The sequence below is a fragment of the Bradyrhizobium sp. BR2003 genome (assembly GCF_009720285.1).
In the GTDB taxonomy this organism is placed as follows: Bacteria; Pseudomonadota; Alphaproteobacteria; order Rhizobiales; family Xanthobacteraceae; genus Bradyrhizobium; species Bradyrhizobium elkanii.
Window position 1 is genome coordinate 42063 of the sequence record NZ_SMYJ01000027.1, and the last position, 25634, is coordinate 67696.

The window sequence follows — 25634 nt, forward strand, 5'->3', positions numbered from 1 at the left end:
ACACAATTGGAGGGATATAGGTAATATCCCGTTAAGCCTCGAACGGATTCTGTACCAGAATAGTATCTTCACGCTCCGGGCTGGTGGACAGCAGGGCGATCGGACACCCCACCAGTTCCTCGACCCGGCGAACGTATTTGATGGCCTGGGCCGGCAGGTCCGCCCAGGACCGCGCGTTGGCCGTCGGCTGTTTCCAGCCCTCGATGATCTCATAGATCGGCTCGACCCGGGCCTGCGCGCCCTCACCCGCCGGCAGATGGTCGATTTCCTTGCCGTCGAGCTTGTAGCCGATGCAGACCTTGATGCTGTCGAACCCGTCGAGAATATCGAGCTTGGTCAGCGCCAGCCCGGCAATTCCGCAGGTACGGACAGTCTGTCGCACCAGCATGGCATCGAACCAGCCGACCCGGCGCTTGCGCCCGGTATTGACACCGAATTCCTTGCCGCGACGGCCGATTTCCTCGCCGATCTCGTCGTTCAGCTCGGTCGGGAACGGACCCTGGCCGACCCGGGTGGTGTAGGCCTTGCAGATGCCCAGCACATAGCCGACCGCGCCCGGGCCGAGGCCGGTGCCGGTCGCGGCCTGCGCCGCCACCGTGTTGGACGACGTCACATAGGGATAGGTGCCGTGGTCGACGTCGAGCAGCGCGCCCTGCGCGCCCTCGAACAGGATGCGCTTGCCCTCGCGGCGCTTGAGGTCCAGCAGCCGCCACACCGTCTCGGCATAGGGCAACAGCTTCGGCGCCATCGCCGACAGCTCGTTCAGGATGCTCTTGCCGTCGATCTCCGCGAGGTTGAGGCCGCGGCGCAGCGCATTGTGATGCGCCAGCAGGCGCTCGATCTTGTGCGGCAGGGTGTCGAGGTCGGCGAGGTCCATCAGGCGGATGGCTCTCCGACCGACCTTGTCCTCATAGGCCGGGCCGATGCCGCGGCGGGTGGTGCCGATCGAGGTGATGGCGTTGGATGATTCGCGGAGGGCGTCGAGCTCGCGGTGCAGCGGCAGGATCAGCGTGACGTTCTCGGCGATCCGCAGATTGTCCGGTCCGACCGCAACGCCCTGCCCCTTCAGCTTGGCGACTTCGTCGAGAAAGGCCTGCGGATCGAACACCACGCCATTGCCGATCACCGCGAGCTTGTTCGGGCGCAGCACGCCGGAGGGCAGCAACGCCAGCTTGTAGGTCTCGCCATTGATCACGAGCGTATGGCCGGCATTGTGGCCGCCCTGGAAGCGCACGACGATGTCGGCCTGTTCCGACAGCCAGTCGACGATCTTGCCCTTCCCTTCGTCACCCCATTGGGCGCCGACGACGACAACATTGGCCATTGCGAAGATGTTCCCTTCAGGTGTTTCAGACCATGATCGCGGCGAAAACGCGTCCGCCCACAGCGACCTGCATTGATATGCCCAGCCTAAATCGCGGCGCCCGGCCGCGCGCACGCAAGGCGCCTACCGGATAACGGAAGCGGCTCGGCTGCGCAAGCAAGAAGGGGCCCGTTTACGCCTTTTAGACGAGCTACAACCCTTTGATATCCCCATTAAATTCCATGCTGCGCCCGGCCGCGCCGGGCTGGTGGGAATTTAATGTTACGGCAACGTGACGCTCGACGTGCCGTGGATTGATCGCAGCTCCTATTACGGCGATCATTCACCTAGATTAACCGGCAGGGTCCATGCCCAATTCGACACAAGCGACGATGGCGCTGCGCAAGCTCGGCATTGCCTTCAAGCTTCACACCTATGTCTACGATTCCAGCGCCGAGAGCATCGGGCTGCAGGCGGCCGAGGCGCTCGGCGTCGACCCGAACCGCATGCTCAAGACGCTGATGGCGGAGGTCGACGGCAAGCCGGTCTGCGCCGTGGTGCCGTCCGACTGCGAGGTCAGCATGAAGAAGCTTGCCGCCGCCCTCGGCGGCAAGTCGGCCAGGATGATGCGCCCGGCCGATGCCGAGCGGCTGACCGGCTATCATGTCGGCGGCATCAGCCCGTTCGGCCAGAAGAAGAAGGTCCCGACCGCGATCGACGAGACCGCCCTCACCCACGTCACGGTCTTCGTCAATGGCGGCCAGCGCGGCCTGCAGATCGAAATCGATCCGAACGACGCCGCGCTTGCCGCCGGCGCCATGATGAAGCCGCTGGTGGCGACGCCGGACTGAACCTGCGCGAGACTGATCCTACGAAGACCGATCGCCGCGATCAATGCGAGGATTTGTCCCTCATGAACTCCGCGCCGACGAAGTCGGACAGACCGGATAACTCCTCCGCGGTAATATCGTTGACGTTGAGGCGCAGCTGCATGATCGCGAGGTCGAGCAGATGCGCGGCGAAGCTTGCGCCGGCCGCCCTCACGATGCTGCGCTGCTCGATCAAGACAGCGATGACGTCGCGCAAACTGCGCACTTGCACTTGATCCATGGCCCTTTGCCCGGCGCTGGCCGTTGTTAGCTGAGTTGTCATTGGGATACCGATTGTAGTGTGCTGATGGACGCCGCACCCACGGGTGGGATGTACGGCAGATGCTCGGCTTCCTCGCCGAGATGCGGGATGCGCGGGTGCATCTCGCGGACTTCGATCTCGATGGTCATCGGCGGCGGAATCAGCGTCACCGAGGCTTTCGGCCACGGCGCCGGATTCGGGCTGACGCCGGTGAAGCGATAGGCCGCGGCGATCTCCAGCGCGAGCAGTTGCAGCTCGAGCATCGCAACCCCCATCCCGGCGCAGGCGCGCGGGCCGGCGCCGAACGGGATATAGGCATCGGTGTTGTAGCGCCGCGTCATCAGGAAGCGGTCCGGATCCTCGAAATGCCGGGGGTCGCGCTGCAGCTGCCAGGGGCAGATCAGAAGCGAGGTGCCGACCTTGAGGTCGCGCCCGCCGATCGTCACCGGCTGCATCACCTCGCGCGAGAACCACCAGGCGCTGGGGTAGAGCCGGCAGACCTCCTTGACCAGCGTCGCGCTCAGATTGGCGCGCTTCACCGCGTCGAGCCGCAGTTCGCCGTCGTCGCCAAGGCACTCCGCCGCCTCGTCGGCAATCTCGTCCATCAGGGCGGGATCGGCAGCCATCTGGTAGAACATCCACGCCGCAGTCGAACCTGTGGTGTGATGGCCGGCCAGCAGCAAAGTCAGGATCTCGTCCTCGAGATCGCGATCGGTCAGGCCGAGCGCCTCGAGATCGCGCAGCGCGCTGCTCGAGCCCGCCTTGCGGCGCAGTCGCTGCACCACCGTCGACATGGCGAGCTTGGCACAGACCCGGTTCTTGCGCCGCCGATACCAGGCCACCGGACCGAACGGCAACGCGCGGAACATCTCTTCCGCCAGATCGTCCTCGATCGCGCCCACCGCCTGAACCAGGGCTTCCTCGTCGCCCGACGACATCACCTGGGAGCCGAAGATCGCGACGCAGATCGTCCGCAGCGCCAGCATTGCGGTGACATGGTGCGGATCGAACGATCCAAGCCGCGCCAGGCTGGCGCCGACTGCGCGGATCTCGGCGCACATATGCGGCAGGAATTTCTCGACGCTGCCCTTGGCCATGTGCTTCTGCAGCACCGTTCGCCGCCGCTTGTGCTCCTCGCCGCTCAGCATCAGCGAGCTGCGGCCGAGCACCGGCGAAAGCTTCTTGATCAGCTTGCCCTTTCCGATGTCGGTCTCCGGTGCCTTCAGGATCGGGCGCAGCAGATCCGGATCGTTCACCAGGAAGACGGGCGCAGGACCGAGCCGCAGCGGCACCAGCCCCAGCGCGGACTCGTTGCCACGCGTCAACAGCAGACGCAGCGGATCACGCTGGAATGCTCGAACGTCCGAGAACATGTGAGGCATCGTGGATCTCCAATTGCCGTCCAAGGTCGAGGAATTTGGTCAGGCCGGGATTGGCGGCGGGACCGAGCGGGATTTCTCCGGCGAGCGCCGTCAGCGGGCGGCCCATGCGATCATTGCCGATCACCTGCGGCGGGCCGTAGCGGCGGGTGCGGATGTCCATGCGGGTGAGAAAACGCTCATAGGAGAGGTCGGCCAGCGCCACCAGCGCCGTCGCTCCGCGCAGCTCCGCGAAGCGGAACATCAGCGCGTAGTTCACGCGTGCGGTCTGCGACCTCGCGACATCAGGCAGCACGCCGAAACGGCTGATCTCCCAGGCATCGCGACGGCTCGGAAAGCGGCGCACCGCAAGCTGCGGGAAGACCGACGCGGTGAGGTAGGGATAATCGGTGCGGATCGCCCGGAAGCCGCCGACGAGCTCGACGCCGGAGAACAACAGGCAGTGCTCGGTATACCAGCAGTCGAACTGATCGCGTTCGGCATCCCCGACCGTGGTCAGAAGCCAGCCGCAATGATCGACGAACAGGCGTTTGCGCAGCCGCAACATCGCCCCGACATGCGCCGGATCAAGCTCTTCCCTGGTGATGAGTGCATGATAGCCGTCCAATAAATGCGGCATTATCCCTTCCTCCAAATGCAGAACATCTGGAACGAAAGGGGTTAACTGTGGTACCCCCGGAAACCGGGGGTTTTAGTAATGGGCCTGGTAGACGCGATTTCGACCATCGAGGCGTCGGATACCATCGACGAGCTCAGCTCGTCATTGCATCGCGTTGTCCAGAATTACGGCTTCTCGGGCTTTGCCTTTGTCGATGCCGGCCGGCCCGACCTTGATCTGCCCTACCATATCGGCACATTTCCCGACGCCTGGAAGCGGGCGTATGTGCAGAACGAGTTCGTTCATGCCGATCCGGCGCTGGCGCGGTCACGACGCACCAACACGCCGTTCAGCTGGAGCAGCCTGAAGCTGCCGGAGCGAAGCGGACGCAAGCGACCGCCCGAGGTCAAGACGATGGACGCCGCCCGGGAGTTCGGATTCAAGGACGGCTTCGTCGTGCCGTTCCACTATCGCGACCGGCTCGGCGCCGTGCATTCGAGCTCGACGGTGTTCTTCTGGGAAGACGAGCCGCGCGACTTCGACAAGCTGTTCGTCTGCCATCGCCATGAACTGCACCTGTTGATGATTTACTGGGTGCAGCGGGCGATGGATATCGTCAACCGCGACCAGCGCAACGCGCCGACCATCCTGAAACCCGCGGACGCCGCCGAGACCATCAAGCTCACCGGGCGGGAAAAGGAAGTGATCGCCTGGGCGGCGCGCGGCAAGACCGTGGCCGACACCGCGCAGATCCTCGGCATTTCGCCGGAGACGGTGGAAGGCTTCATCAAGCAGGCGCTGCGCAAGCTCGAGGCTTCCAACAAGACCCACGGGGTGGCCAAGAGCATCGCGCTCGGGATCATCGATTTGTAAGCGGCGCCGCGCAGCCATGGCGGTGCTCGCGGGGCTGCCGCCATGCCGACCGCATCGCCCCGCCAGGACCAAACACCGCGATCTGTGGCGCGGTCACACATCCGGGTTGGGTTCATCTCCCCGATCGCCCCCTGATTGCATTCGCGCACGGTCTTGATAATAAGGCCAGGGCCGGATGACGCTGACGTGCGCATCCCAGACCAGGGTGCGCACTCCGGTGCCCGTCCGGCGCGACTGCCCGGCTGGCGTAGAGACGCGGATCATCCCGCACGTTGCCCGGTACGGCAGGACCCGTTGTCCAGCCGCATGATCCGTAGAAGTCCCATCGCGACGAACCGCTGGTTCATTTGCTACCAATCTTCGCAGCGGAAATGCTGTCCACGGACCGAGCTGGAGATGGTCTGAACGCACCATGAGCACATCGCAGGACGACCAGATCGACCAATTGGTGCAGGCGCGCTGGCGCGCCATCGGGCTGTCGCAGGCGGATCTCGCCGAGATCCTGTGCGCCGGGGCCTCCCTGCAAAAGAACGGCGTCGACGGCACGGTGAAAATCGATACCGGTCGCCTGGCGACCGTCGCCGAGATGCTCGGAATCGCCGCCGACATCCTCAATCGCCGGCCGGCCACGGCAGCGCCGACACAAGCCGGCCAGACGGCGGAATCGCTGCAGTCCCTGCTCGAACTGCGCATGCTGCGGGTGTTTCGCGACGTGCAGGACCCCGACACCAAGCGGATCCTGATCGAGCTCGCCGAGCAGATCGTCAAGCGCCAGACCACGCCGCCGGAGACCGGCTAGGACCAGGCGTTCGATTCCCTGCGCGACCGGCGCGGGGCTGCCCCTGCCAAGCGCCGCCATGTTGCCTCGGTGAAGGGGTCTTCGCGCATGGTCGCGATGCGTCTATCCCCATTGATGGAATGGCGGAATCCGTGTCTGTGATCCGAGCCGGGGAGATCCATACCGGCCCGGCGGTGCCAGCCGGGCAGGCCGCGGCGTCGCGAACCCCGGGCCCTTTCATGTCTGCCTCCGATTCCACCACAACAACGCCTGCGGCCGGCTCCTGGATCGTCAACCAGCCGTACCTGTTGCTCTGCATCACCGCGACATGCTGGGCCGGCAATGCGATCGTCGGCCGCCTCGCCGCCGGCCACATTCCGCCGGTGACGCTGTCGTTCCTGCGCTGGTCGGCGGCATTCCTGATCATCCTGCCGTTTGCCTGGAAGCACCTCGTCCGCGACTGGCCCGTGATCCGCAACAATCTCGGCATCATGGTGCTGATGTCGATCACCGGCATCAGCGCCTTCAACACGCTGCAATACTGGGCGCTTGAGCACACCCAGGCGCTCAACACGCTGCTGCTGCAATCCGCGGCACCGCTGGTGGTCGCGCTGTGGTCGCTGATCCTGCTCGGCGCACGGCTGACGCTGGCGCAATTGTTCGGCGTGCTGCTGTCGCTCGCCGGCGTGCTGGTGATCCTGCTGCACGGCGATCTCACGACGCTGTCGAAGATCGAATTCAACAAGGGCGATCTGATCTTCATCGTCGCACTGGTGATCTTCGCGCTGTATTCGGTGCTGACCCTGAAGCGGCCCAACATCCACGGCCTGTCGGTCGCCGCCTTCACCTTCGGCTGCGGCGCGCTGGTCCTGATCCCGCTCTACATCTGGGAACTCGGCGCGCGTCCGGTGATGCAGCTCACGATCAACAATCTGCTGTCACTGTTCTATGTCGCGGTGTTCCCCTCGACACTGGCCTATCTGTGCTTCAACCGCGGTGTGCAGCTGATCGGCGCCAACCGCGCCGCGCCGTTCTTCCACATGGTTCCGGTGTTCGGCACCATCATGTCGATCGTGTTCATCGGCGAGCATCCGCAGGCTTTCCATTTCATCGGCTTCGCGCTGGTGCTGGCCGGCGTCTTCGCGGCGTCGCGGAAGCAGAGCGTGTAATTCTCCTCTCCCTCTCCCCGTTCTTATGGGGAGAGGGTTGGGGTGAGGGGCTCGCTTCGCAAGCGGGGCGAGGTAAGGGGTCAGGTGCGGTGACTATCGGCGGCAAATCCGCTATCTCTTGAGGTCCGCTTCGCAGACGGGTTTTACGCATGGCGCGCGCCAGCAATCTCTTGATCGGCACCCTGACGCTGGCCCTGATCGCCGGCTCGCTCGGCGGCTGGCTGGGCTATCAGCGCTATGCCGGCATCAAGCGGATGGTGCCGTTCCGCGTCATCTTCGAGGGCTCGGCCTCCGGCCTGCGCCGCGGCGCAAGCGTCAACTTCGCCGGTGTGCGGATCGGCGAGGTGGTCTCGATCAGGCTCGACCGGCACCGCGTGGTGGCGATGACGCGGATCGAGGGCAATGCCCCGATCAAGAAGGACACCCAGGCCGGCCTCGAATTCCAGGGCCTCACCGGGATCGCCTCGATCTCCTTCACCGGCGGCACCGACGATGCTCCGTCGCCGACGCTCGGCGCCGACGGCATTCCCGAGCTGACGGCCGACGCCGAAGGCACGATGGGAATCCAGGAGAAGCTGCGCGTCGCGCTGCGCAATGTCGACCGCGTCATCAGCGAGAACGAGGCCGACATCAAGGACTCGCTGCTCGGGCTCGAGAACTTCACCAACTCGCTGTCCGGCAATGGCGAGCTGATCGCCGGCTTCATCGACGCCGCCGATGACGGGATCAGCGCGGTCGACGCCAAGATGACCGCGGCCGACAAGTTCCTGAAGAGCTTCGGCAGCGACAAATATGGCGGCGAGCTGCTGCCGACCGTGATCTCGCTGCGCGAGCTGATCCAGAGCTTCGACAAGAAATCCGGCGCCATGATCGCCGAGACCCGCAAGACGCTCAGCGACGTCAACCAGTCCGTCAACAAGTTCAACGAGAAATTTGTCGGGCCCGCCGGCAGGCGCTAGATCATGATGCGTTTTCATGGAATCGCATCATGATCTCATCGTTTGAGCATGATCTTTTCGGAAAACCGGTATCCACTTTTCCGGATCATGCTCTAGTCTGGCCTTCCGACCAAGAACCAAGAACAACGGAAACGCTCAACGTGCACGACCGGACCGCAGCCCCCTCTCCGCCTCCCGTAACCGTCAACCGCGCAGCACCCGCCGTGCCGCGGCATCTGCGGCGCTATCTCACGCTCGACGATTTCGAGCCGCAGGCGCGGCGGCTGCTGCCGAAATTCCTCTACGGCTACATTTCCGGCGGCGCCGAGACCGATATGGCCCGCACCGACAATCGCCGGGCATTCGAGGAATACGGCTTCGTGCCGCGCGTGCTGCAGGACGTCTCCGGCCGCGACCAGACCACGACGCTGTTCGGCAAGAGCTACGCCTCGCCGTTCGGCATTCCGCCGATGGGCTCCTCTGCCCTGTGCGCCTATCGCGGCGATATCGTGCTGACGCGCGCCGCTTCCGCCGCCAACATCCCGATGATCCTGTCGGCCTCCTCGCTGATCACGCTGGAGGACGTTCGCGCCGCCAATCCTTCGGCCTGGTACCAGGCCTATCTCGCCGGCCTTCCCGAGCGGATCGAGCCGCTGGTCGATCGCGTCGCGGCCGCCGGCTACGACACCTTCGTCGTCACCGCCGACGTGCCGGTGCCGCCCAACCGCGAGAACAACATCCGCAACGGCTTCCAGGTGCCGCTTGAGATCACGCCGCGGGTGTTCTGGGACACCATCACCCATCCCGACTGGCTGCTCAACACCTGGGCGCGCACCGTGTTCAATCACGGCATGCCGCATTTCGAGAACATGGACGCCAAGCAGGGCCCGCCGGTGCTGTCCAAGAACCTGATGCGCAACATCGGCAGCCGCGACCAGCTGGCCTGGAAGCATGTCGAACTAATCCGCAAGCGCTGGCGCGGCAAGCTAGTGGTCAAGGGACTAATCGCCCCGGAAGACGCCCGGCTGGCGCGCGAGCATGGCTGCGACGGCGTCATGGTCTCCAACCACGGTGGCCGCCAGCTCGACTACACCGTCTCCGGCTTGCGCACGCTGCCGGAGATCGCGGCGCAGAAGGGCAACATGACCGTGATGGTCGATGGCGGCATCCGCCGCGGCACCGACGTGATCAAGGCGCTGGCGCTCGGTGCGGACTTCGTCTGGATCGGCCGGCCGTTCCTCTATGCCGCCGTGGTCGCGGGCGAGGCTGGCGTGGCGCGCGCGATCTCGCTGCTGCATGCCGAGATCGACCGCGACCTCGCGCTGCTCGGCATCCGCAGCCTGAAGGAGATCACGGCGTACCTGGTGCGGAAGTTCTGAGACGATTGCATCCGCAACGGAACTACGTCCCTCTCCCGCTTGCGGGGGAGGTAAGAAACCATCAGGCGTAGCGCGCCGCGCCCATGCAGAGCGCGGTGACCGCGAGCAGCCCGGCGGCGATGCGCTGCGCGACCGCCAGACGCGAGCGCGCGGCTGACGTATCGCCGGCATCATTGCGCAGCTGCCGGACCGCGCCGCCGCCGACGATGACCTGCACGGCAATCGCGGCCAGCGCTGCGATCGCGCCACCGGCCAAAATCTGCTCCGACGGCCCGAACGAGCCTTCGTGGACCAGGCGCCAGAGCGTGGCGCCGGTCACGATCGCGATCGTCGCGGCGCCGATTTGCGGAAACAGCAGCTTTTCGCCGCCGAGGCCGCCGGTGCGCGCCAGGGTGAAGCTCGAGCCGGCCCAAAACACCGATGACAGGACGTGAAGGGACAGCGCTATGATGAGGGCGGTCTGCATGATGTCGCTCCGGATGGGCATTGGAAATTAGATATACATAATGTATAGTCAATCTGACGAAAGCAAGGCAAACCGATGCCGCCGCGCAGCTATGTGAGCCCGGCGCGCAGCGCCGCCGCCGCCGGGACCCGCGAGCGCGTGATCGAGGCCGCCTCGCGCACATTGCGCGACGAGAGCGTCGCGCGCTTCTCGCTGGATACGGTGGCCAAGGCGGCCGGCGTGACCCGGCTGACCGTCTACAACCAGTTCGGCTCGCGGCGCGGGCTGCTCGAGGCGGTATTCGACGAGATCGCGCGCCATGGCGGGCTGCAGCAGCTCGCCGACGCCATGACGATGGCCGATCCGCGCGCCGCGCTCGACCGGATGGTCGAGATCTTCTGCGGATTCTGGAGCCGGGATTCCGCGGTCGGCCGGCTGCACGACGCGATGGCGACCGATCCCGAATTCGCCGAGGCCGTGCGCGAGCGCAACGAGCGCCGCCGCCGCGGCGTCACCGCATTGATCGACCGGATCGCGGGCAAGAGCGCGTCACCGCAGGCCCGCAAGGACGCCGTCGACCTGATCTTCGCGCTGACGAGCTATCCGACCTTCGCCTCGCTGAGCGCGGGGCGGTCGGGGGATGAGGTCTGCCGGCTGGTGCAAGCAGCCTGCCACGCGGCACTGCAGCCGCTCGCGCTGTCAAACCCGTCATCCCCGCGCAATGGCTAAGCCATTGTCGCTGGAGGTGCGCGCTCTTGCGCGCCTCGAAGGATGAATCGGCCCCAGTCGGGCCGTCGACCCTTCGAGACGGCCGCGTTGCGGCCTCCTCAGGCTGACGGGGACAGATATGGGCGCGCGACCTCCATCACGAAAGTTCGCTCCAAATCGCCTCACCCCACCTTGAACTTGCTGTAGGCCTCGCGCGTCGCGATGATGACGTGCTCCTCGCAGCCGTTGCGGCGATGCGGGTCGCAGCGGTCCTCGTAGTCGGCCGAGGTCATCATGTCGATGAAGGCGGCGACGCTCGGGTAGTAGACCAGCGCGAGGTAATCCCAGCGCTGGCCGGCCGGCTCGCCCAGCGCGACAGTCTCGGCGCTGCCGGTCCACAGCAGCGTGCCGCCGCGTGCCTTGATCATCGGGACCGTGAGCGCGCTGTAGCGCAAATAGGCATCCCAGCCCGAGCCGTCGCCGTCGAGCGACCGCGCGCGAAACCGCATCAGATTGACCATCACGACCGGCGCCTCGCGGTCCAGCTCGCTCAGGCCTTTGACGTTCAGGAGATCGACACCCATCACCAGCTCCAGCAAAGGCCGCATCGGTGCGGCCGCAACGATTATGTCACATCGCGGGACTAGCCTGAAATACCGCGGGGCCGTAAGCTCGTGCCAGCTCTCGGAGGTCAAGGCCGTGATGACCCTTCCAGAACTAGCGGCCGACGCGCTCGGCAAATTCCTCGGCGAGTATATGCAGCGCCGGTTCGGCTCTTCGCAGACCCAGCTGGTGGAGATGGTGCCCTCGATCGCGCGGATCGCGCTCGAATGCATCGGCAACAGCGACGCGCTCTATCACAATGTCGAGCACACCATGCTGGTGACGCTCGCCGGCCACGACATCCTGCGCGGCCGCGCGCTGCACTCGCACATGAGCGCCGAGGATTATGCCCATGTCATCATCGCCTGCCTCACCCATGACATCGGCTATGTGCGCGGGCTGTTCGATGCCGACGACCAGAACGGCTATCTGGTCGATGCCGACGGCCGCAAGATCATCCTGCCGCGCGGCTCGTCGGATGCCGCGCTGATGTCCTACCACGTCGACCGCTCCAAGATCTTCGTGATGGAGCGGCTCAAGGGCGTCACGCTGCTCGACAGGGAGCGCATCGTGCGTGCGATCGAGGGGACGCGGTTTCCGCTGAGCGCCCCTGAGGACGATGAGGATTTCGGCGAGGAGGCCACCCTGCTGCGGGCCGCCGACCTGATCGGCCAGCTCGGCGATCCCCACTACATCCGCAAGGCCAACGCGCTGTACATCGAATTCGAGGAGGCCGGCCTGAATCAACAGCTCGGCTACGATTCGCCGGCCGACCTCGTCGACCGCTATCCGCGGTTCTACTGGGACAGCGTCGCGCCGCACGTGCAGAAGGCGATCCGCCACCTCAACATCACCTCGAGCGGACGGCAATGGATCGCCAATCTCTACAGCAACGTGTTCCGCGCCGAGCGCGACATCTCGCTGTCGGGGCCGCAGAAATAGGCGGGTCATTCGAGACAGGCGCAAGAGCTAGTCCCGTCATCCTGAGGCGCGAGCGCAGCGAGCCTCGACGGATGCACGGCCCCGCTGGTGGCCGTCGACCCTTCGAGACGCGCGTGCCGCGCTCCTCAGGGTGACGGGGATAGTTCCGGCACGCGGTCCAGGAGACATCTCCGGCGCTGTGACTTCCGCGACAGATTGCGCCACCGCATGCATGGCTCCAATCCGCTCTTTCGTCTTGTCGCGGCGACGGATTCGGGCACAACATCCGTCCGATAATGACCGCTTTGCCCGCACCTGCCACGACGCCGCGCCGCTCGCCGCTCAGCTGGCTCAATAATCAGCCCTATCTGCTGCTCAGCCTGACGTCGCTGTTCTGGGCCGCCAACATCGTGCTGGCGCGGCATGTCGGCAGCCATGTGCCGCCGGTCACGCTGACCACGATCCGCTGGTTCGGCGTCTTCCTGATCCTGTTGCCGTTCGCCTGGCCGCACCTGAAACAGGACTGGCCGAAGCTGCGCAGCGCCCTGCCGCTGATGCTGCTGTTGTCCGCGGTCGGCTTCGCCTTCAACAATGCGATCTCCTACTGGGCGATGCAGTATACCGAGGCGCTGAATGCGCTGCTGATCCAGTCGGCGGGGCCGCTGTTCGTGGCGCTGTGGTCGCTGATCCTGTTCGGCGTGCGGCTGACGCCGGCACAGCTGGCCGGCATCGCGATCTCGCTGGCCGGTGTGCTGACCATCATCCTGCGCGGCGACTTCTCCGCGCTCGCCGGCATCAGCTTCAACCGCGGCGACATCATGTTCGGCGCCTCGCTGGTGTCGTTCGGGCTCTATTCGGCGCTCATCCCGCGGCGGCCGAAGATCCATCAGCTCTCGCTGATCTCGTTCACCACCTGCTGCGGTGCGCTGATGCTGCTGCCGGTGGCTATCTGGGAATTCTTAAACGGCGTGACGCTGAAGCCCGACGTCCTGACCTTTGCCACGCTGGGCTACACGCTGATCTTCCCGTCCACGCTCGCCTATCTGTTCTTCAACCGCGGCGTCGCGCTGATCGGCCCGAACCGCGCCGCGCCGTTCTTCCATCTGGTGCCGGTGTTCGGCTCGGCGATGGCGATCCTGCTGCTCGGCGAGACGCTCGCGCCGTTCCATCTGATCGGCTACGCGCTGGTGCTCGCCGGCGTCATCACCGCCTCGCGGCAAGCATCCGCCAAAGGTTCGGCGAAACGCTAAAGCGTGATGAGATCAGGTTGAATTGGAACGACGTCGGAGATTCACCTCTCCCTTGGGAGGGGTGAGCCCAATCCGAGCGCAAACCGATTCAAGCTAGGGCGTGGACTCACTAGCGCCTAGCCAAATGCGGATTGGTGCGATCCTGATGAACGTCAGATAGTTGGCCGCGAGTTTGTCGTATCGGGTCGCGACACGGGATGTTGCTTGATCTTGTTGAAGAACCGTTCGATCAAATTGCGCGCACGATACAGATACGGGCTGGAGCAGATCGGCGCTGAGTTCGTAGAGCATGAGAGGCTCCCGTTTCGCAGCCTGAATTAGGTCCACGGCGGCGCGATCAACCCGCAATGGGTTACTGCGTCGCCAATGCCCCGAATTTACTTCGGCTTTCGGCGGCATAACTGATATGGTCAGACTTGCTGTCATCTCGACTCGGTCGCGAATGACCGATTGGCGGTCGTTCGCATCAAGCAGCAAGTGAGGTTGAGCACTCAGTCTTCCCCATCAGCCTCTGCAAAGCCGCGGAGGGCATTCACGTCGCGGATCGTAATTGAACGATACGTATGACTGACGGCGCCTTTGGCAAGTTCGACCATACGCGCGATCCCGCTCCGCTCGACAAGCAAACTGTCATCCGGCTCAATCGGGACACGCTCTATTCCGCGGCTGTATTCGACCTGGATGCAGGACCGGTGACCATCACCCTCCCGGATGCGGGGCAGCGGTTCATGTCGTTACAGGTCATAAACGAGGATCAGTACACCGATGGTGTGTTCTACAAGCCAGGTGCTTACACGCTTACGCGGCAGGACATTGGCACACGCTATGTTGTGACTGCGGTCCGAACACTTGTCGACCCCAGCGACCCAAAGGACGTTTCGACCGTTCACGAGCTTCAAGATGCCGTTCGCTCGTCCCGGAGCGGGACGGGACGCTTCGAGATTCCGAAGTGGGATCAGGCGAGCCAGAAAAAGGTTCGGGACGCACTGCTTGTGCTCGCCTCAACACTTCCGGACACCAAACGGATGTACGGGCGGAAGGAGGACGTCGACCCTGTCCGCTTCGTCATTGGTGCGGCACAGGGGTGGGGTGCTAATCCTCCCAGCGAGGCGCTGTATCTCAACATCGTACCGGCCAAGAACGACGGCAACACCGTCTACAAGCTCGAGGTGGCCGACGTTCCCGTCGACGGCTTTTGGTCGGTCAGCATTTACAATGCCCAGGGCTACTTCGAACCGAACGCCCTGAATTCATACTCGCTCAACAGCTTGACGGCGAAGAAGAATCCGGACGGTACGATCAGTGTTCAGTTCGGAGGCTGTGATGGAAAGACGCCGAACTGCCTGCCGGTCATGAAGGACTGGAACTACATGGTGCGTCTCTATCGTCCGCGGACCGAGATTTTGAGTGGCACCTGGAAATTTCCCGAGGCTCGACCAACGAACTGACTAGAGGATACCGCTAGCCTACCTTGCGCAAGCCGGCGGGCTTGCGCGGCGAATGTGACTTTGCCGCCAGCGTTTGCGTGATGAAGTCGATGAATCGCCTCACCTTGGCCGGCACGTGATTACGCGAGGCGTAATAGACGTAGAGCGGAAAACGCTCGTCGGGCCAGTCCGGGAACAGTTCGATCAGCGCGCCGCTCCTCAGGTGATCGTCGAGGCCGAGATCGATCACCTGCGCGATGCCGAAGCCGGCCAGGCAAGCGCCGAGCTTGGTTCCCGAATCGGTCACGGTCAGCCGCCCGTTGACCGCGACCGGCACGACCTCGTTGCCGCGCCGAAATTCCCAATCGAACGGACGCCCGGTCGCCGCGTCGATTGCCTGGATGCACTGATGGTCGCGGCTTGCCAGCTCCCGCGGGTCAAGCGGCCGGCCGTGTCGTTCGAGATAGATCGGCGAGGCCACGGTGAGCACACGGGTATCGAGGACGCGGCGCGCAATCAGCGCCGACGGCGTCGGCTCGCCGAAACGCACCGCCAGATCAAAACCGTCGCTGACCAGATCCGCGATCCGGTCGCGGGTTTCGATACGCAGTTCCATGCCCGGATTCTGCAGCAGGAACTCGCTCAGCTTCGGCGACAGCACCATGCGGGAGAACAGCGGGTCGACATTGACCCGCAGCCTGCCGCGAACCGCATCGCGCGATTTCGAGGTCTCCGCCGCCGCCTCGCCGATCCCCGCCAGATGCGCGGCAACCCGCTCGACCAGCGCGCGTCCTTCCTCGGTGAGCTCGACGGCGCGGCTCGTGCGGTGAACCAGCCTGGCGTCGAGGCGCGCCTCGAGCTTCGCGATCGCCTTGCTGACCCCGGATTGCGTCATGCCGAGCCGTTCGGCGGCCCGGCCAAAACTGCGCGCATCCGCCAGCGCCGCGAGGACCACCAGGCCGCCAACCAGCCGACCGTCAACTTCGTCCATGCCGATGCCTTTCAGTCATCCAAGAGATGACCGCCCAGTCGTAGCACTCCGCCACCATATCGGCCACTGTCGGCGCAGATCACCGGTTCGATCCGGTGAGGCCACCGCCACATCATCCGCCAGGGAGATTTTGCAATGAGCGACATCGAGGCCATCGCATCCGCGATCGATGGATATTTCAACCTGATGTACGACGTCGACGATAGCCGGTTCCGCGACGTCTTCGCCGATGCCTGCATCGTGCACGGCATCCGGGACGGCAAGCACACGGTGCGGTCGGCCGCGGAATTCCGCGACTTCATCCGCAGCCGTCCCTCGCCGGCGTCGATGAAATCGCCGCGCGAGGAAGCCATCATCAGCATCGACCAGACCGCGTCCGATCTGGCCATCGCCAAGGTGCGCGTCAGGGCCGGCCAAACCGGCTTCATCGACCATCTGGTGTTTCATCGGATCGACGGCCGGTGGCTCATCACCACCAAGGCGTTTCACGTCGCGCAGGTCTTCCCGGCGGGATCGTAGCGCCCCACGACTGATTTTCTGAATATCGGAATATGACGCTGATTTGCCCGACGTGTCAAGTTGCCTGGTCGGGCGCCGGCCGCCACCGGCTCCTTTGCATGGGGTTGTTTTTGATATTTTCGGCAGCGCGCCCCTGCGACGGCCCGGGAGTGGCCATGCGGCGAAAGGCTGCTCCCGGCACGGCTTCCGCAGCCATGGCGGCCGGGCTAGCTTCGGCCGCAATGGGCCTGTTCAGGGCCTGCGCGGGGGGACGACGACATGATCATGGGATTGAGACGATACTGCCGCCTGGCCGCTGCGGCCGCCGCCGCGCTTGCGGCGATATCCGATGCGGCACTTGCCCAGACCTATCCCACCCGCAACATTACGCTGGTGCTGCCGTTCGCCGCCGGCAGCGGCACCGACACCACGACGCGGCTGATCTCCAAGGAGCTCGGAGTTGCGCTCGGCGTCGGCATGGTGATCGACAACCGGGCCGGCGCCAACGGGTCAATCGCGGCGAACTATGTCGCCCGCTCCGCCCCCGACGGCTACACACTGTTCGTCACCACGAACACGACGCACTCGGCCAATCCGTATCTGCTCAAGACCATGACCTACGATCCGATCAAGGATTTCACGCCGATCGCGCGCACCGGCGACCTGCCCTTCATGCTGGTGATCCATCCGGACATCCCGGCGAACTCGGTCGCCGAGCTGATCGCGCTCGCCAAGAAGGAGCCGGGCAAGTACAGCTACGCCAGCGGCTCGTCGTCGGCGAGCGTCTCCGGCGCGACCTTCGCGCGCCTCGCCGGCATCGACCTTCTGCATGTGCCCTACAAGAGCTCACCGCCGGCACTGACCGACGTCATCGCCGGCCGCATCTCGATGATGTTCATCGACGTGCCGACCGGGCTGCCGCACGTCAACGCCAAGGTGCTGAAGCCGCTCGCCGTCACCACCAAGCGCAAGTCGGCGCTGCTGCCGGACCTGCCCACGATGGACGACACCGTGAAGGGCTTCGATATCACCTCCTGGCAAGGCTATCTCGGCCCCGCCAACATGCCGAAGGACGTCGTGGTCAGGCTGAATGCGGAGATCCGCAAGATCATCGAACGGCCGGACATCAAAAGCCAGCTCGCCGAGCGTGGCATGGAGGCATTCTCCGGCACGCCCGAGGAGTTCGAGGCATTTCTCAAGGAGCAGCTCGTGCTGTGGGAGAAGCTGATCACCGACGCCGGGATCGAGAAGCAGTAGGCGTCCTCTTCCGCACGTCCCAGAACGCGAATGCCCGGGACAAGCCCGGGCATCACGTTGATGTCGATTGATCGCGTCGGCCTTACGCCGCGCGCACCTTGTGCAGGAACTCGTCGACCGCATTGCGCAGCATGCCCGATTGCGTGTCGAGCTCGCGGGCATTCGACAGCACGTCGCCGGCCGCGGTGCCGGTGGCGGCGGCCGCTGACGTGACGCCGCCGATATGGGCGGAAATCTCGCTCGAGCCGGCCGCGACCTGCTGGATGTTGCGCGCGATCTCGCGCGTCGCATCGCCCTGCTGGTCGATCGCGGTGGAGATCGAGGCGGTGATCTCGCTCATCTGCGCGATGGTCGCGGTGATGCCGCCGATCGAGGTCACGGCCTCACCGGTGGAAGCCTGCATCGCGGCGACCTGCGCCGAGATCTCCTCGGTCGCCTTCGCGGTCTGGTTGGCCAGCGCCTTCACTTCGGAGGCGACCACCGCGAAACCGCGGCCGGATTCCCCGGCGCGCGCCGCCTCGATGGTGGCATTGAGCGCGAGCAGGTTGGTTTGGGCCGCGATCGAGTGGATCAGCTTGACCACCTCGCCGATCTTCTCGGCGCCGGTGGAGAGCGCCTGCACGGTCGCGTTGGTACGCTCGGCATCGGCCACCGCCTGGCTCGCGACCTCGCTGGAGCGCGCCACCTGGCGGGAGATCTCCGCAACCGAGCTGGAGAGCTCCTCGGCGGCCGCGGCGACGGTGCCGACATTGTTGGAGGCGCTGTCGGACGCAGCGCCGACGGTCGCGGCCCGCGCGCTGGCATCGCTTGCGGTCGCGGTCATCGACTGCGCCGTGGTCTGCATGCCGGCGGCAGCGGAGGCCACCGTGCGGACGATGCCGTTCACGCTCCGCTCGAAATCGTTGGCGATATTCTCCATCGCACCACGGCGCTCGGCCTCCGCACGCGCTTTGGTCTCGGCCTCGGCCTGTTCCAGGCCGCGGATGCGAACCGCGTTGTCCTTGAAGACCTGAACCGTGGCCGCCATCGCGCCGACCTCGTCACCGCGGCCGACGCCGGGGATGTCACCGTCGAGCTTGCCGTCGGCGATGTCGCGCATGCGGGCGCCGAGCAGGTTGAGCGGACGGGAGATGCTGCGGCCGATCAGCCAGGCGACCGAACCGGAAACGATGCCGATGCCGAGGATCGCGAGGCCGAGCAGCCAGGCAATCGGCCGCATCTTGGCATCGATATCGTCGAGATAGGCGCCGGTGCCGAGATAAATGTCGAAGCCGGGCACCGCGACGGCGTAGCCGAGCTTGCGGATCGGCGTCTCCTGGCCGGGCTTCACATAATCGTAGAACAGCAGGATCTCGCCCTTGGCCTTCACGCCGTCCATCAGTTCCTGCGAGAGCTTGCGACCATTGGTCACGACGTCCATGCGATTGGTTCCGACCTGCTTCGGATCGGGCGCCAGCACCGTGATGCCGCTGTAGTCGGTGCCGAACAGATAGCCGGCGCCGTTGTCGTAGGTCAGGGTGTTGGCACGCTTGCCGAACTCGGCCAGTGCCGCTTCCCTGGTCAGCTTGCCGGCATCGACATCCTTCTTCAGGCCCGCCGCCATGTTCTTCGCCATCTCGACGATGGCCTTGGCCTGGTCGATGCGCGCATTCAGCATCTCTCGCTGCATCAAGTGACCGGCGAGGATGCCGGCCGTACACAGGCCAAGGAGGGTCACCCCCACCAGAATGCCGAGCTTGGGGGTGATCTTCAAATTTGACAGCTTCACGGGGATCTCCAGAAGAGGCGGGGAACGCGACGCGATTGGCGGATTGATTCGGCTCACCGTAATGTGAGACCCTTTACCTGATGGTTACGGGGGTTCCCCGTAGAAGCCCGGAGAATCAGGCCGCGGACCAACCGGCAATTGTGGAGACAACAGCGCGGCTCGCGTACAAGCATGGGAGGGCGGTGATGCAAGCCGCGCCCCAAGAAGCAAGAAGACCAAGCAGCAAGATCAAGAAGCAAACCAGCAAGAAGCAAGAACAGCAGACTCACATCGGGAGCAGACAATGTCGAAATTCAGGGTGGTCACGCCGAAGGGCGCGAGCTTCACGGTCGCCGGCGGCGGCTACGATTATGAGCGCGAGGCGCTCGATCCGATCGGCGCCGAGATCGTCGAGGCACCGGCCAATGAGGCCGAATTCATCGCGGCGGCACGCACCGCGGACGCGATCTACGCCAAGGGCATGCCGATCACCAAGGCGGTCATCGACACGCTCGAGAACTGCAAGGTGATCACGCTCGGCAGCGTCGGCGTCGACTCGGTCGACGTCAAGGCCGCGACCGCCCGCGGCATCCCCGTCACCAACATCCCCGACACCTTCATCGAGGAGGTCGCCGACCACGCCATGATGCTGCTGCTCACCGGCTTCCGCCGCCTGATCGAGCAGGACAAGATGGTGCGCACCGGCCGCTGGGCCGAGGGCCGTCCGGCGCTTTTGAAGATTCCGCGGCTGATGGGCCAGACGCTCGGCTTCATCTCGTTCGGCCGGGTCGCCCGCGCGGTGGCCAAGCGCGCCGCGCCGTTCGGCCTCAGGATGGTGGCCTACGATCCCTTCATCCAGGAAACCCTGATGTACGACCACGGCGTGATCCCCTCGACGCTGTCGGAGGTGCTGTCGCAGTCGGATTTCGTCTCGATGCACGCCCCGGCGCGGCCCGAAGTGCACCACATGCTGACCGAGAAGCATTTTCGCCAGATGAAAAAGTCGGCGATCTTCATCAACACCGGCCGCGGCGCCACGGTCGACGAGGAATCGCTGATCAAGGCGCTGCAGGAGGGCTGGATCGCCCACGCCGCGCTCGACGTGCTGGAAAAGGAGCCCCCGTCGCACAACAATCCGATGCTCGGGATGGACAATGTTACCTTGACCGCCCATGTCGCCTCGGCGTCGGCACGTTTTGACGAGGCGCGCAAGCGCCGGGTGGGCTACGAATTGTCACTAGTGCTGCAAGGCATGTGGCCGGTAAGCTGCGTCAACCCGTCGGTGCTGCAAAACACCGCGTTGCGCCGCTGGCAGCCCGTCAGCATGGATCGCGGTCCGAACAGCTAGGGCGGGAACGCGCTTTTCGTGCGGGGCCCGTCTCTTGCGGGCCCTTTGCGCGGCTGGCGCCGAGACTAAGACACCTTCACCGGCGGCCAAACGCCGGTAAGGAAAGACAACAACGAAACAATAAGAACGGGAGTGCGAACGACATGAAGTACGAGATCACGCGTCGCGACGCGCTGGCGCTGGGGGTTTCCACGGCGGCGCTGGCGGTCACCGGCGCCTCGGCGCAGGAGGCCTCGAAGGTGAAGGCTGCCGACGTGGCGGCGCCGTCGCTGCCGATCGAAAAGGACGCCACCTTGCGCATGCTGCGGCCGGTGCGCTTCGTCCAGGCCGACGAGGACGTGTTCCGCGCCAACGCCAAGAAATTCACCGACAAGACCGGTGTCGACATCAAGGTCGACTTCGTCGGCTGGGAGGACATCAACCAGCAGACTGCCGTGACCTCGAACTCCGGCGCCGGCCCCGACATCATCATCGGCTTCGGCGACGCGCCGCACATCTATATCGACAAGCTGATCGAGCTGACCGATGTTGCCGACTATCTCGACAAGCGCTATGGCGGATGGCTCACGCTGGCGCGCCGGTACGGCATGCGCTCGAAGTCGAAGAGCTGGGTCGGCCTGCCGTTCGGCGCCTCGGGCGGCCCGCTGGTCTACCGCAAGTCGCTGGTCAACGCCGCCGGCTTCGACAAGGTGCCGGAGGACCACGCCGGCTTCCTCGAACTCTGCAAGAAGCTGAAGGCGGCCGGCAAGCCCGCGGGCTTCGCACTCGGCAACGCGGTCGGTGACGGCAACGGCTTCGCCAACTGGCTGTTGTGGTCGCACAACGCCGCGCTGCTCGATGAGGAAGGCAACATCATCATCAACAGCAAGGAGACGATCGCGGCGCTGAAATATCTGAAGGAGCTCTATCCGACCTTCATCGCCGGCACCCCGTCCTGGAACGACGTTTCCAACAACCGCGCCTACTCGTCGCAGGAGATCGGCCTGACCGCAAACGGCGTCTCGCTGTATTTCTCGCTGAAGAACGATCCCGCGACCAAGGCGATCGCCGACGACACCGCGCATCAGTTCCTGATCAAGGGGCTGGCCCCGACCTCTCCGATGTCCGGCCTGACCTTGAACGCGATGGTGTTCAAGCACAGCAAGTATCCCAACGCGGCGAAGGCGTTCCTGCAGTTCATGCTCGAGCACGAACAGTACGAGCCGTGGCTCAACGCCAACTCCGGCTACTGGTCGCAGCCGCTGGCGGCCTATGCCGCCGCCGCAGTGTGGTCGAGCGACCCCAAGGTCGCGATCTTCAAGGACACGATGCGGAGCCCGTACTACAACGGCTACAAGGGGCCGATCTCGACCGCGACCGGTGCCGTCAACGCCGACTATGTGCTGGTGCAGATGTGCGCCTCGGTCGCGACCGACGCCGCAACGCCCGAAGCCGCAGCCGCCGAAGCGGAACAGCGCGCCAAGCGGTACTTCCGGCGGCAAGGCCGGTAAGATCGACCTCAAGCCGCTGTCATTCCGGGGCGATGCGTAGCATCGAACCCGGAATCTCGAGATTCCGGGTCTGGTGCTAACGCACCATCCCGGAATGACCCTGCAAGTCGGACCGAGACAAGAACCTGATGTCTGTCACTACTCTCCCCTCACGCGGCGCGGCCTTGCACCAGCCGGGCTGGCTCGCGCGCCTGTTCGACTACAAGCCGTTCCTGATCGTGATGTGCCTTGCGCCGGCGATCGGCCTGCTGCTGGTGTTCCTCACCTATCCGCTGGGCCTCGGCATCTGGCTCGCCTTCACCGACACCACGATCGGCCAGCGCGGCATCTACATCGGACTTGAGAACTTCCAGTATCTGCTCAAGGATCCCTTGTGGTGGAACGCGGTGTTCTATTCGATCTTCTACACCGCGGTCGCAACCTTCGGAAAGTTCGCGCTCGGCTTCTGGCTGGCGCTGCTGCTCAACAACCATTTCCCGTTCAAGAGCCTGATCCGCGCCATCGTGCTACTGCCGTGGATCGTGCCGACGGTGCTCTCCGCGCTGGCGTTCTGGTGGATCTACGATCCGCAGTTCTCGATCATCTCCTATCTCCTGGTCGACGTGCTGCACTGGCGCGACAGCAATGTCGACTTCCTCGGCTCGCCCTGGCCGGCGCGGTTCTCGCTGATCGCCGCCAATATCTGGCGCGGCATCCCGTTCGTCGCGATCTCGCTGCTGGCGGGACTGCAGACCATCTCGCCCTCGCTCTATGAGGCGGCGATGCTCGACGGCGCCACCTCCTGGCAGCGCTTCCGCTACATCACCTTCCCGATGATGATGCCGATCCTGGCGATCGTGATGACGTTCTCGATCATCTTCACCTTCACCGACTTCCAGCTGGTCTACGCCATCACCCGCGGCGGCCCGGTCAACTCGACCCATCTGCTCGCGACACTGGCGTTCCAGCGCGGCATCGCCGGCGGCGAACTCGGCGAGGGTGCCGCGATCGCCGTCTCGATGATCCCGTTCCTGGTGTTCGCGACATTGTTCAGCTACTTCGGCCTCGCGCGCCGCAAATGGCAGCAGGGAGAAGCCAATGACTGACGTTGCAGCCCAATCCTCCAACGTCGCCAGCGCCACGCCCGACACGATGGCGTGGGACTCCCGCGCCCGCCGCGTGGTGATGATCTATCTGCCGCTCGCCTGCTTCATCCTGATCCTGCTGTTTCCGTTCTACTGGATGGCGGTCACCTCGTTCAAACCGAACGCCGAGCTCCTGAACTACAAGGAGCACAATCCGTTCTGGATCACCTCGCCGACGCTCGCGCATATCAAGCATCTGTTGTTCGACACCGCCTATCCGCGCTGGCTGAAGACCACCATGCTGGTGGCGATCGGCTCGACCTTCCTGTCGCTGTTCGCCTCGACGCTCGCCGCCTACGCGATCGAGCGGCTGCGCTTCCGCGGCAGTCCCTATGTCGGCCTCGGCATCTACCTCGCCTATCTGGTGCCGCCGTCGATCCTGTTCATTCCGCTCGCCACCGTGATCGTGCAGTTCGGCCTGTTCGATTCTCCGCTGGCGCTGATCCTGGTCTATCCGACCTTCCTGGTGCCGTTCTGCACCTGGCTCCTGATCGGCTATTTCAAGTCGATCCCCTACGAGCTCGAGGAATGCGCGCTGGTCGACGGCGCGACGCGGTTGCAGATCCTGTGGCGGATCACGCTGCCGCTCGCGGTGCCCGGCCTGATCTCGGCCGGCATCTTCTCCTTCACGCTGTCCTGGAACGAGTTCATCTACGCGCTCGCCTTCATCCAGAGCGGCGCCAACAAGACGGTGCCGGTCGCGATCCTGACCGAGCTCGTCACCGGCGACGTCTACCAGTGGGGCGCGCTGATGGCAGGCTCACTGCTCGGCTCGCTGCCGGTCGCGCTGTTCTACTCGCTGTTCGTCGACTACTACGTGTCGTCGCTGACGGGGGCGGTAAAGGAGTAGCGAGCGGGGATGGAAAATCGAGGCGAGCTCACTCCATCCCCGTCACGCTGAGGTGCTCGCGGAGCGAGCCTCGAAGCATGCACGGCCACCTGTGGGGCCGTCGCCCCTTCGAGACGGCTGCTTCGCAGCCTCCTCAGGGTGACGGTGAAGGAGATCTACCGCGGCACGAACGCGACCGGCACGGAAAAACCCATCGAGCCCTGCGTGATCTCGGACGGAAACGCCGGAAACGGCTGCGCCTGGCGCACCATCGCCAGCGCCCGCGCGTCGAAGGTCGGATTGCCGGAGGAGCCGCCGAGGTGGCTCGACAGCACCTGTCCGCCGCGGCCGAGCGTGAACACCAGGCGGACCACGCCGCGCTGGCCGTTGCCGCCCGCGGGATAGGAATGGAAGCGCAGCAGATGAGCGCGGACGCGGGCGTTATAGGCCGCGATCGCTGACGCCGCTGCGCCCGCGCTGATCGCGGAGGCCGCCGGCGCCTGCCATTCGGCGCGGCTCGGCGCGCTGGTGCGCGGTGCCGGCGTTGCCTCGGACGGCTTCTTGGCTTCCCGGCGAGCCACCTTCGGCTTGACCGGTTCGGGCTTCGTCTCCGGAACGACTTTCGCGGGCTCGGGTTGCGGCGGCGTGATCTGCTGCTTCTGCTCCGGCGGCGCGACGACGTCGGGCTTCTCCTGCATCGGCGTTGGCGCGATCTCCTGCTGCACGGGCTGCGCGGCGGCAGGTGCCGGCGGCGACGCGTCGGCCTCCTGCATCGCCGGGCCCGGCGGCAGCTCGGTCTTCGAAATCTTCGGCGCCGAGGTGATCGGCGTCAGGTCGACCAGCACCGCCGGCACGGCGACGCCCGGCGGCGGCGCCGAGACCCACGTCATCCCGAGCGCGAGCAACGCCGCATGCGCCGCCAGCATCGCAACCGCCGACAGGCCCCAGCGCCTCAGCCGGATCTCGCCGCCCGCATCATGAAGCGCGTACGCATTCATGGATCAGCTACGTCCGTCGAGGCCGACCAGCGCGATCTTGAGATAGCCGGCGTTGCGCAGCAGGTTCATCACCTCCATCAGATCGCCATAGCTGACCGCCTTGTCGGCGCGCAGGAAGATGCGCTCGTCCTTCTTGCCTTGCGTGGCGCCATCGAGCGTTGACGTCAGTGCATCGCGCGCGATCACGTCCTCGCCGACCGCGACGGAGAGGTCCGGCTTCACGGTGACGAACACCGGCTTGTCGGGCCGCGGCTGCGGCTCGGCGGTCGAGGTCGGCAAATCGACGCCGAGATCGACGGTCGCAAGCGGCGCCGCCACCATGAAGATGATGAGCAGCACCAGCATCACGTCGATGAACGGCGTGACGTTGATCTCGTGCGCCTCGACCAGATCGTCATCGCCGCGGCGCCTGCCGCCGAACGCGCCGCCTGTGCCAAGCTTCGCGCCCAT

Annotated in this window: 26 protein-coding genes and 1 pseudogene; 16 read left to right on the forward strand and 11 right to left on the reverse strand. The window is 65.0% G+C overall.

Features of this window, described 5'->3' with window-relative positions; translation table 11 throughout:
* Positions 1-31 precede the first annotated feature (31 nt).
* Complete coding sequence (locus E2I15_RS21580; RefSeq protein ID WP_137479066.1) at positions 32-1324, reverse strand: adenylosuccinate synthase; 1293 nt, start codon at positions 1322-1324, stop codon at positions 32-34.
* Positions 1325-1671: 347 nt separating this feature from the next.
* On the opposite strand from E2I15_RS21580, the gene ybaK reads away from it, so the two are divergent.
* Positions 1672-2154: a Cys-tRNA(Pro) deacylase gene (gene ybaK / locus E2I15_RS21585; RefSeq protein ID WP_137479065.1), complete on the forward strand. Its 483-nt coding sequence runs from the start codon at positions 1672-1674 to the stop codon at positions 2152-2154.
* 40 nt (positions 2155-2194) lie between these two features.
* Here ybaK and E2I15_RS21590 read toward each other — a convergent pair whose 3' ends face one another.
* Genes E2I15_RS21590 through E2I15_RS21600 form a run of 3 tightly spaced genes read right to left on the reverse strand, consistent with a single transcriptional unit; the run spans position 2195 to position 4432 of the window.
* The gene (locus E2I15_RS21590) at positions 2195-2413 is read right to left on the reverse strand and encodes a hypothetical protein (RefSeq protein ID WP_016842680.1); all 219 of its coding nucleotides are present in this window, start codon (positions 2411-2413) and stop codon (positions 2195-2197) included.
* A gap of 38 nt (positions 2414-2451) precedes the next feature.
* The gene (locus E2I15_RS21595; RefSeq protein WP_246668073.1) at positions 2452-3816 is read right to left on the reverse strand and encodes a cytochrome P450; all 1365 of its coding nucleotides are present in this window, start codon (positions 3814-3816) and stop codon (positions 2452-2454) included.
* Positions 3776-4432 carry an acyl-homoserine-lactone synthase gene (locus E2I15_RS21600; RefSeq protein ID WP_137479064.1) on the reverse strand — a complete coding sequence of 219 codons (657 nt, stop codon included), beginning with the start codon at positions 4430-4432 and terminating at the stop codon, positions 3776-3778. The genes E2I15_RS21595 and E2I15_RS21600 overlap by 41 nt, the downstream gene beginning before the upstream one ends.
* 78 nt (positions 4433-4510) lie before the next feature.
* On the opposite strand from E2I15_RS21600, the gene E2I15_RS21605 reads away from it, so the two are divergent.
* From E2I15_RS21605 to E2I15_RS21625, 5 genes are all read left to right on the forward strand, one after another.
* Positions 4511-5284, forward strand: a complete 774-nt coding sequence (locus E2I15_RS21605; RefSeq protein WP_016842683.1) for a helix-turn-helix transcriptional regulator — start codon at positions 4511-4513, stop codon at positions 5282-5284.
* Between the two features lie 412 nt (positions 5285-5696).
* Complete coding sequence (locus tag E2I15_RS21610) at positions 5697-6083, forward strand: hypothetical protein (RefSeq protein ID WP_016842684.1); 387 nt, start codon at positions 5697-5699, stop codon at positions 6081-6083.
* A 218-nt stretch (positions 6084-6301) separates the two neighbouring features.
* A complete protein-coding gene (locus E2I15_RS21615; RefSeq protein ID WP_137479063.1) occupies positions 6302-7231 on the forward strand; it encodes a DMT family transporter in 930 nt (309 codons plus the stop codon).
* Positions 7232-7380: 149 nt separating this feature from the next.
* Positions 7381-8190 (forward strand): MlaD family protein, encoded by an 810-nt coding sequence (locus E2I15_RS21620; RefSeq protein ID WP_137479062.1) that lies wholly within the window; start codon positions 7381-7383, stop codon positions 8188-8190.
* A gap of 203 nt (positions 8191-8393) precedes the next feature.
* Positions 8394-9548: an alpha-hydroxy acid oxidase gene (locus E2I15_RS21625; protein WP_137479092.1), complete on the forward strand. Its 1155-nt coding sequence runs from the start codon at positions 8394-8396 to the stop codon at positions 9546-9548.
* 61 nt (positions 9549-9609) lie between these two features.
* On the opposite strand, the gene E2I15_RS21630 is transcribed toward E2I15_RS21625, so the two are convergent.
* On the reverse strand, positions 9610-10014 hold the full coding sequence (locus tag E2I15_RS21630; RefSeq protein ID WP_170991526.1) for a hypothetical protein: 405 nt from the start codon (positions 10012-10014) through the stop codon (positions 9610-9612).
* A 75-nt stretch (positions 10015-10089) separates the two neighbouring features.
* Here E2I15_RS21630 and E2I15_RS21635 point away from each other — a divergent pair, with 75 nt between their 5' ends.
* Complete coding sequence (locus E2I15_RS21635; protein ID WP_137479060.1) at positions 10090-10722, forward strand: TetR/AcrR family transcriptional regulator; 633 nt, start codon at positions 10090-10092, stop codon at positions 10720-10722.
* 161 nt (positions 10723-10883) lie between these two features.
* Here E2I15_RS21635 and E2I15_RS21640 read toward each other — a convergent pair whose 3' ends face one another.
* On the reverse strand, positions 10884-11285 hold the full coding sequence (locus E2I15_RS21640; RefSeq protein ID WP_137479059.1) for a DUF1330 domain-containing protein: 402 nt from the start codon (positions 11283-11285) through the stop codon (positions 10884-10886).
* A 115-nt stretch (positions 11286-11400) separates the two neighbouring features.
* Here E2I15_RS21640 and E2I15_RS21645 point away from each other — a divergent pair, with 115 nt between their 5' ends.
* Positions 11401-12246, forward strand: coding sequence for a metal-dependent phosphohydrolase (locus E2I15_RS21645; RefSeq protein WP_137479058.1), 846 nt, complete (start codon positions 11401-11403; stop codon positions 12244-12246).
* A gap of 275 nt (positions 12247-12521) precedes the next feature.
* A complete protein-coding gene (locus tag E2I15_RS21650) occupies positions 12522-13475 on the forward strand; it encodes a DMT family transporter (protein ID WP_137479057.1) in 954 nt (317 codons plus the stop codon).
* A 93-nt stretch (positions 13476-13568) separates the two neighbouring features.
* On the opposite strand, the pseudogene E2I15_RS21655 reads toward E2I15_RS21650, so the two are convergent.
* Positions 13569-13723: pseudogene (locus E2I15_RS21655) on the reverse strand (IS5/IS1182 family transposase); the annotation flags it as partial.
* A 315-nt stretch (positions 13724-14038) separates the two neighbouring features.
* Between E2I15_RS21655 and E2I15_RS21660 the strand changes: the two are divergent.
* Complete coding sequence (locus E2I15_RS21660; RefSeq protein ID WP_137479056.1) at positions 14039-14923, forward strand: DUF1254 domain-containing protein; 885 nt, start codon at positions 14039-14041, stop codon at positions 14921-14923.
* Between the two features lie 13 nt (positions 14924-14936).
* Here E2I15_RS21660 and E2I15_RS21665 read toward each other — a convergent pair whose 3' ends face one another.
* Complete coding sequence (locus E2I15_RS21665; RefSeq protein WP_137479055.1) at positions 14937-15893, reverse strand: LysR family transcriptional regulator; 957 nt, start codon at positions 15891-15893, stop codon at positions 14937-14939.
* 135 nt (positions 15894-16028) lie between these two features.
* On the opposite strand from E2I15_RS21665, the gene E2I15_RS21670 reads away from it, so the two are divergent.
* Both E2I15_RS21670 and E2I15_RS21675 read left to right on the forward strand, forming a co-directional pair.
* Positions 16029-16412 (forward strand): nuclear transport factor 2 family protein, encoded by a 384-nt coding sequence (locus E2I15_RS21670; RefSeq protein ID WP_137479054.1) that lies wholly within the window; start codon positions 16029-16031, stop codon positions 16410-16412.
* A gap of 258 nt (positions 16413-16670) precedes the next feature.
* Complete coding sequence (locus tag E2I15_RS21675; RefSeq protein ID WP_137479053.1) at positions 16671-17648, forward strand: Bug family tripartite tricarboxylate transporter substrate binding protein; 978 nt, start codon at positions 16671-16673, stop codon at positions 17646-17648.
* Between the two features lie 82 nt (positions 17649-17730).
* On the opposite strand, the gene E2I15_RS21680 is transcribed toward E2I15_RS21675, so the two are convergent.
* Positions 17731-19416 carry a methyl-accepting chemotaxis protein gene (locus E2I15_RS21680; RefSeq protein WP_137479052.1) on the reverse strand — a complete coding sequence of 562 codons (1686 nt, stop codon included), beginning with the start codon at positions 19414-19416 and terminating at the stop codon, positions 17731-17733.
* Positions 19417-19699: 283 nt separating this feature from the next.
* On the opposite strand from E2I15_RS21680, the gene E2I15_RS21685 reads away from it, so the two are divergent.
* The 4 genes from E2I15_RS21685 (at position 19700) to E2I15_RS21700 (ending at position 24207) form a co-directional block, all read left to right on the forward strand.
* Positions 19700-20743, forward strand: a complete 1044-nt coding sequence (locus tag E2I15_RS21685) for a C-terminal binding protein (protein ID WP_137479051.1) — start codon at positions 19700-19702, stop codon at positions 20741-20743.
* A 143-nt stretch (positions 20744-20886) separates the two neighbouring features.
* Positions 20887-22233 (forward strand): ABC transporter substrate-binding protein, encoded by a 1347-nt coding sequence (locus E2I15_RS21690; protein ID WP_137479050.1) that lies wholly within the window; start codon positions 20887-20889, stop codon positions 22231-22233.
* 128 nt (positions 22234-22361) lie between these two features.
* Positions 22362-23318, forward strand: a complete 957-nt coding sequence (locus E2I15_RS21695) for a carbohydrate ABC transporter permease (RefSeq protein ID WP_137479049.1) — start codon at positions 22362-22364, stop codon at positions 23316-23318.
* 46 nt (positions 23319-23364) lie between these two features.
* Positions 23365-24207 carry a carbohydrate ABC transporter permease gene (locus tag E2I15_RS21700; RefSeq protein WP_016840579.1) on the forward strand — a complete coding sequence of 281 codons (843 nt, stop codon included), beginning with the start codon at positions 23365-23367 and terminating at the stop codon, positions 24205-24207.
* A 155-nt stretch (positions 24208-24362) separates the two neighbouring features.
* On the opposite strand, the gene E2I15_RS21705 is transcribed toward E2I15_RS21700, so the two are convergent.
* Together E2I15_RS21705 and exbD are read right to left on the reverse strand one after the other, a co-directional pair.
* Complete coding sequence (locus E2I15_RS21705; RefSeq protein ID WP_137479048.1) at positions 24363-25184, reverse strand: energy transducer TonB family protein; 822 nt, start codon at positions 25182-25184, stop codon at positions 24363-24365.
* 3 nt (positions 25185-25187) lie between these two features.
* On the reverse strand, positions 25188-25634 hold the full coding sequence (exbD, locus tag E2I15_RS21710) for a TonB system transport protein ExbD (protein ID WP_137479047.1): 447 nt from the start codon (positions 25632-25634) through the stop codon (positions 25188-25190).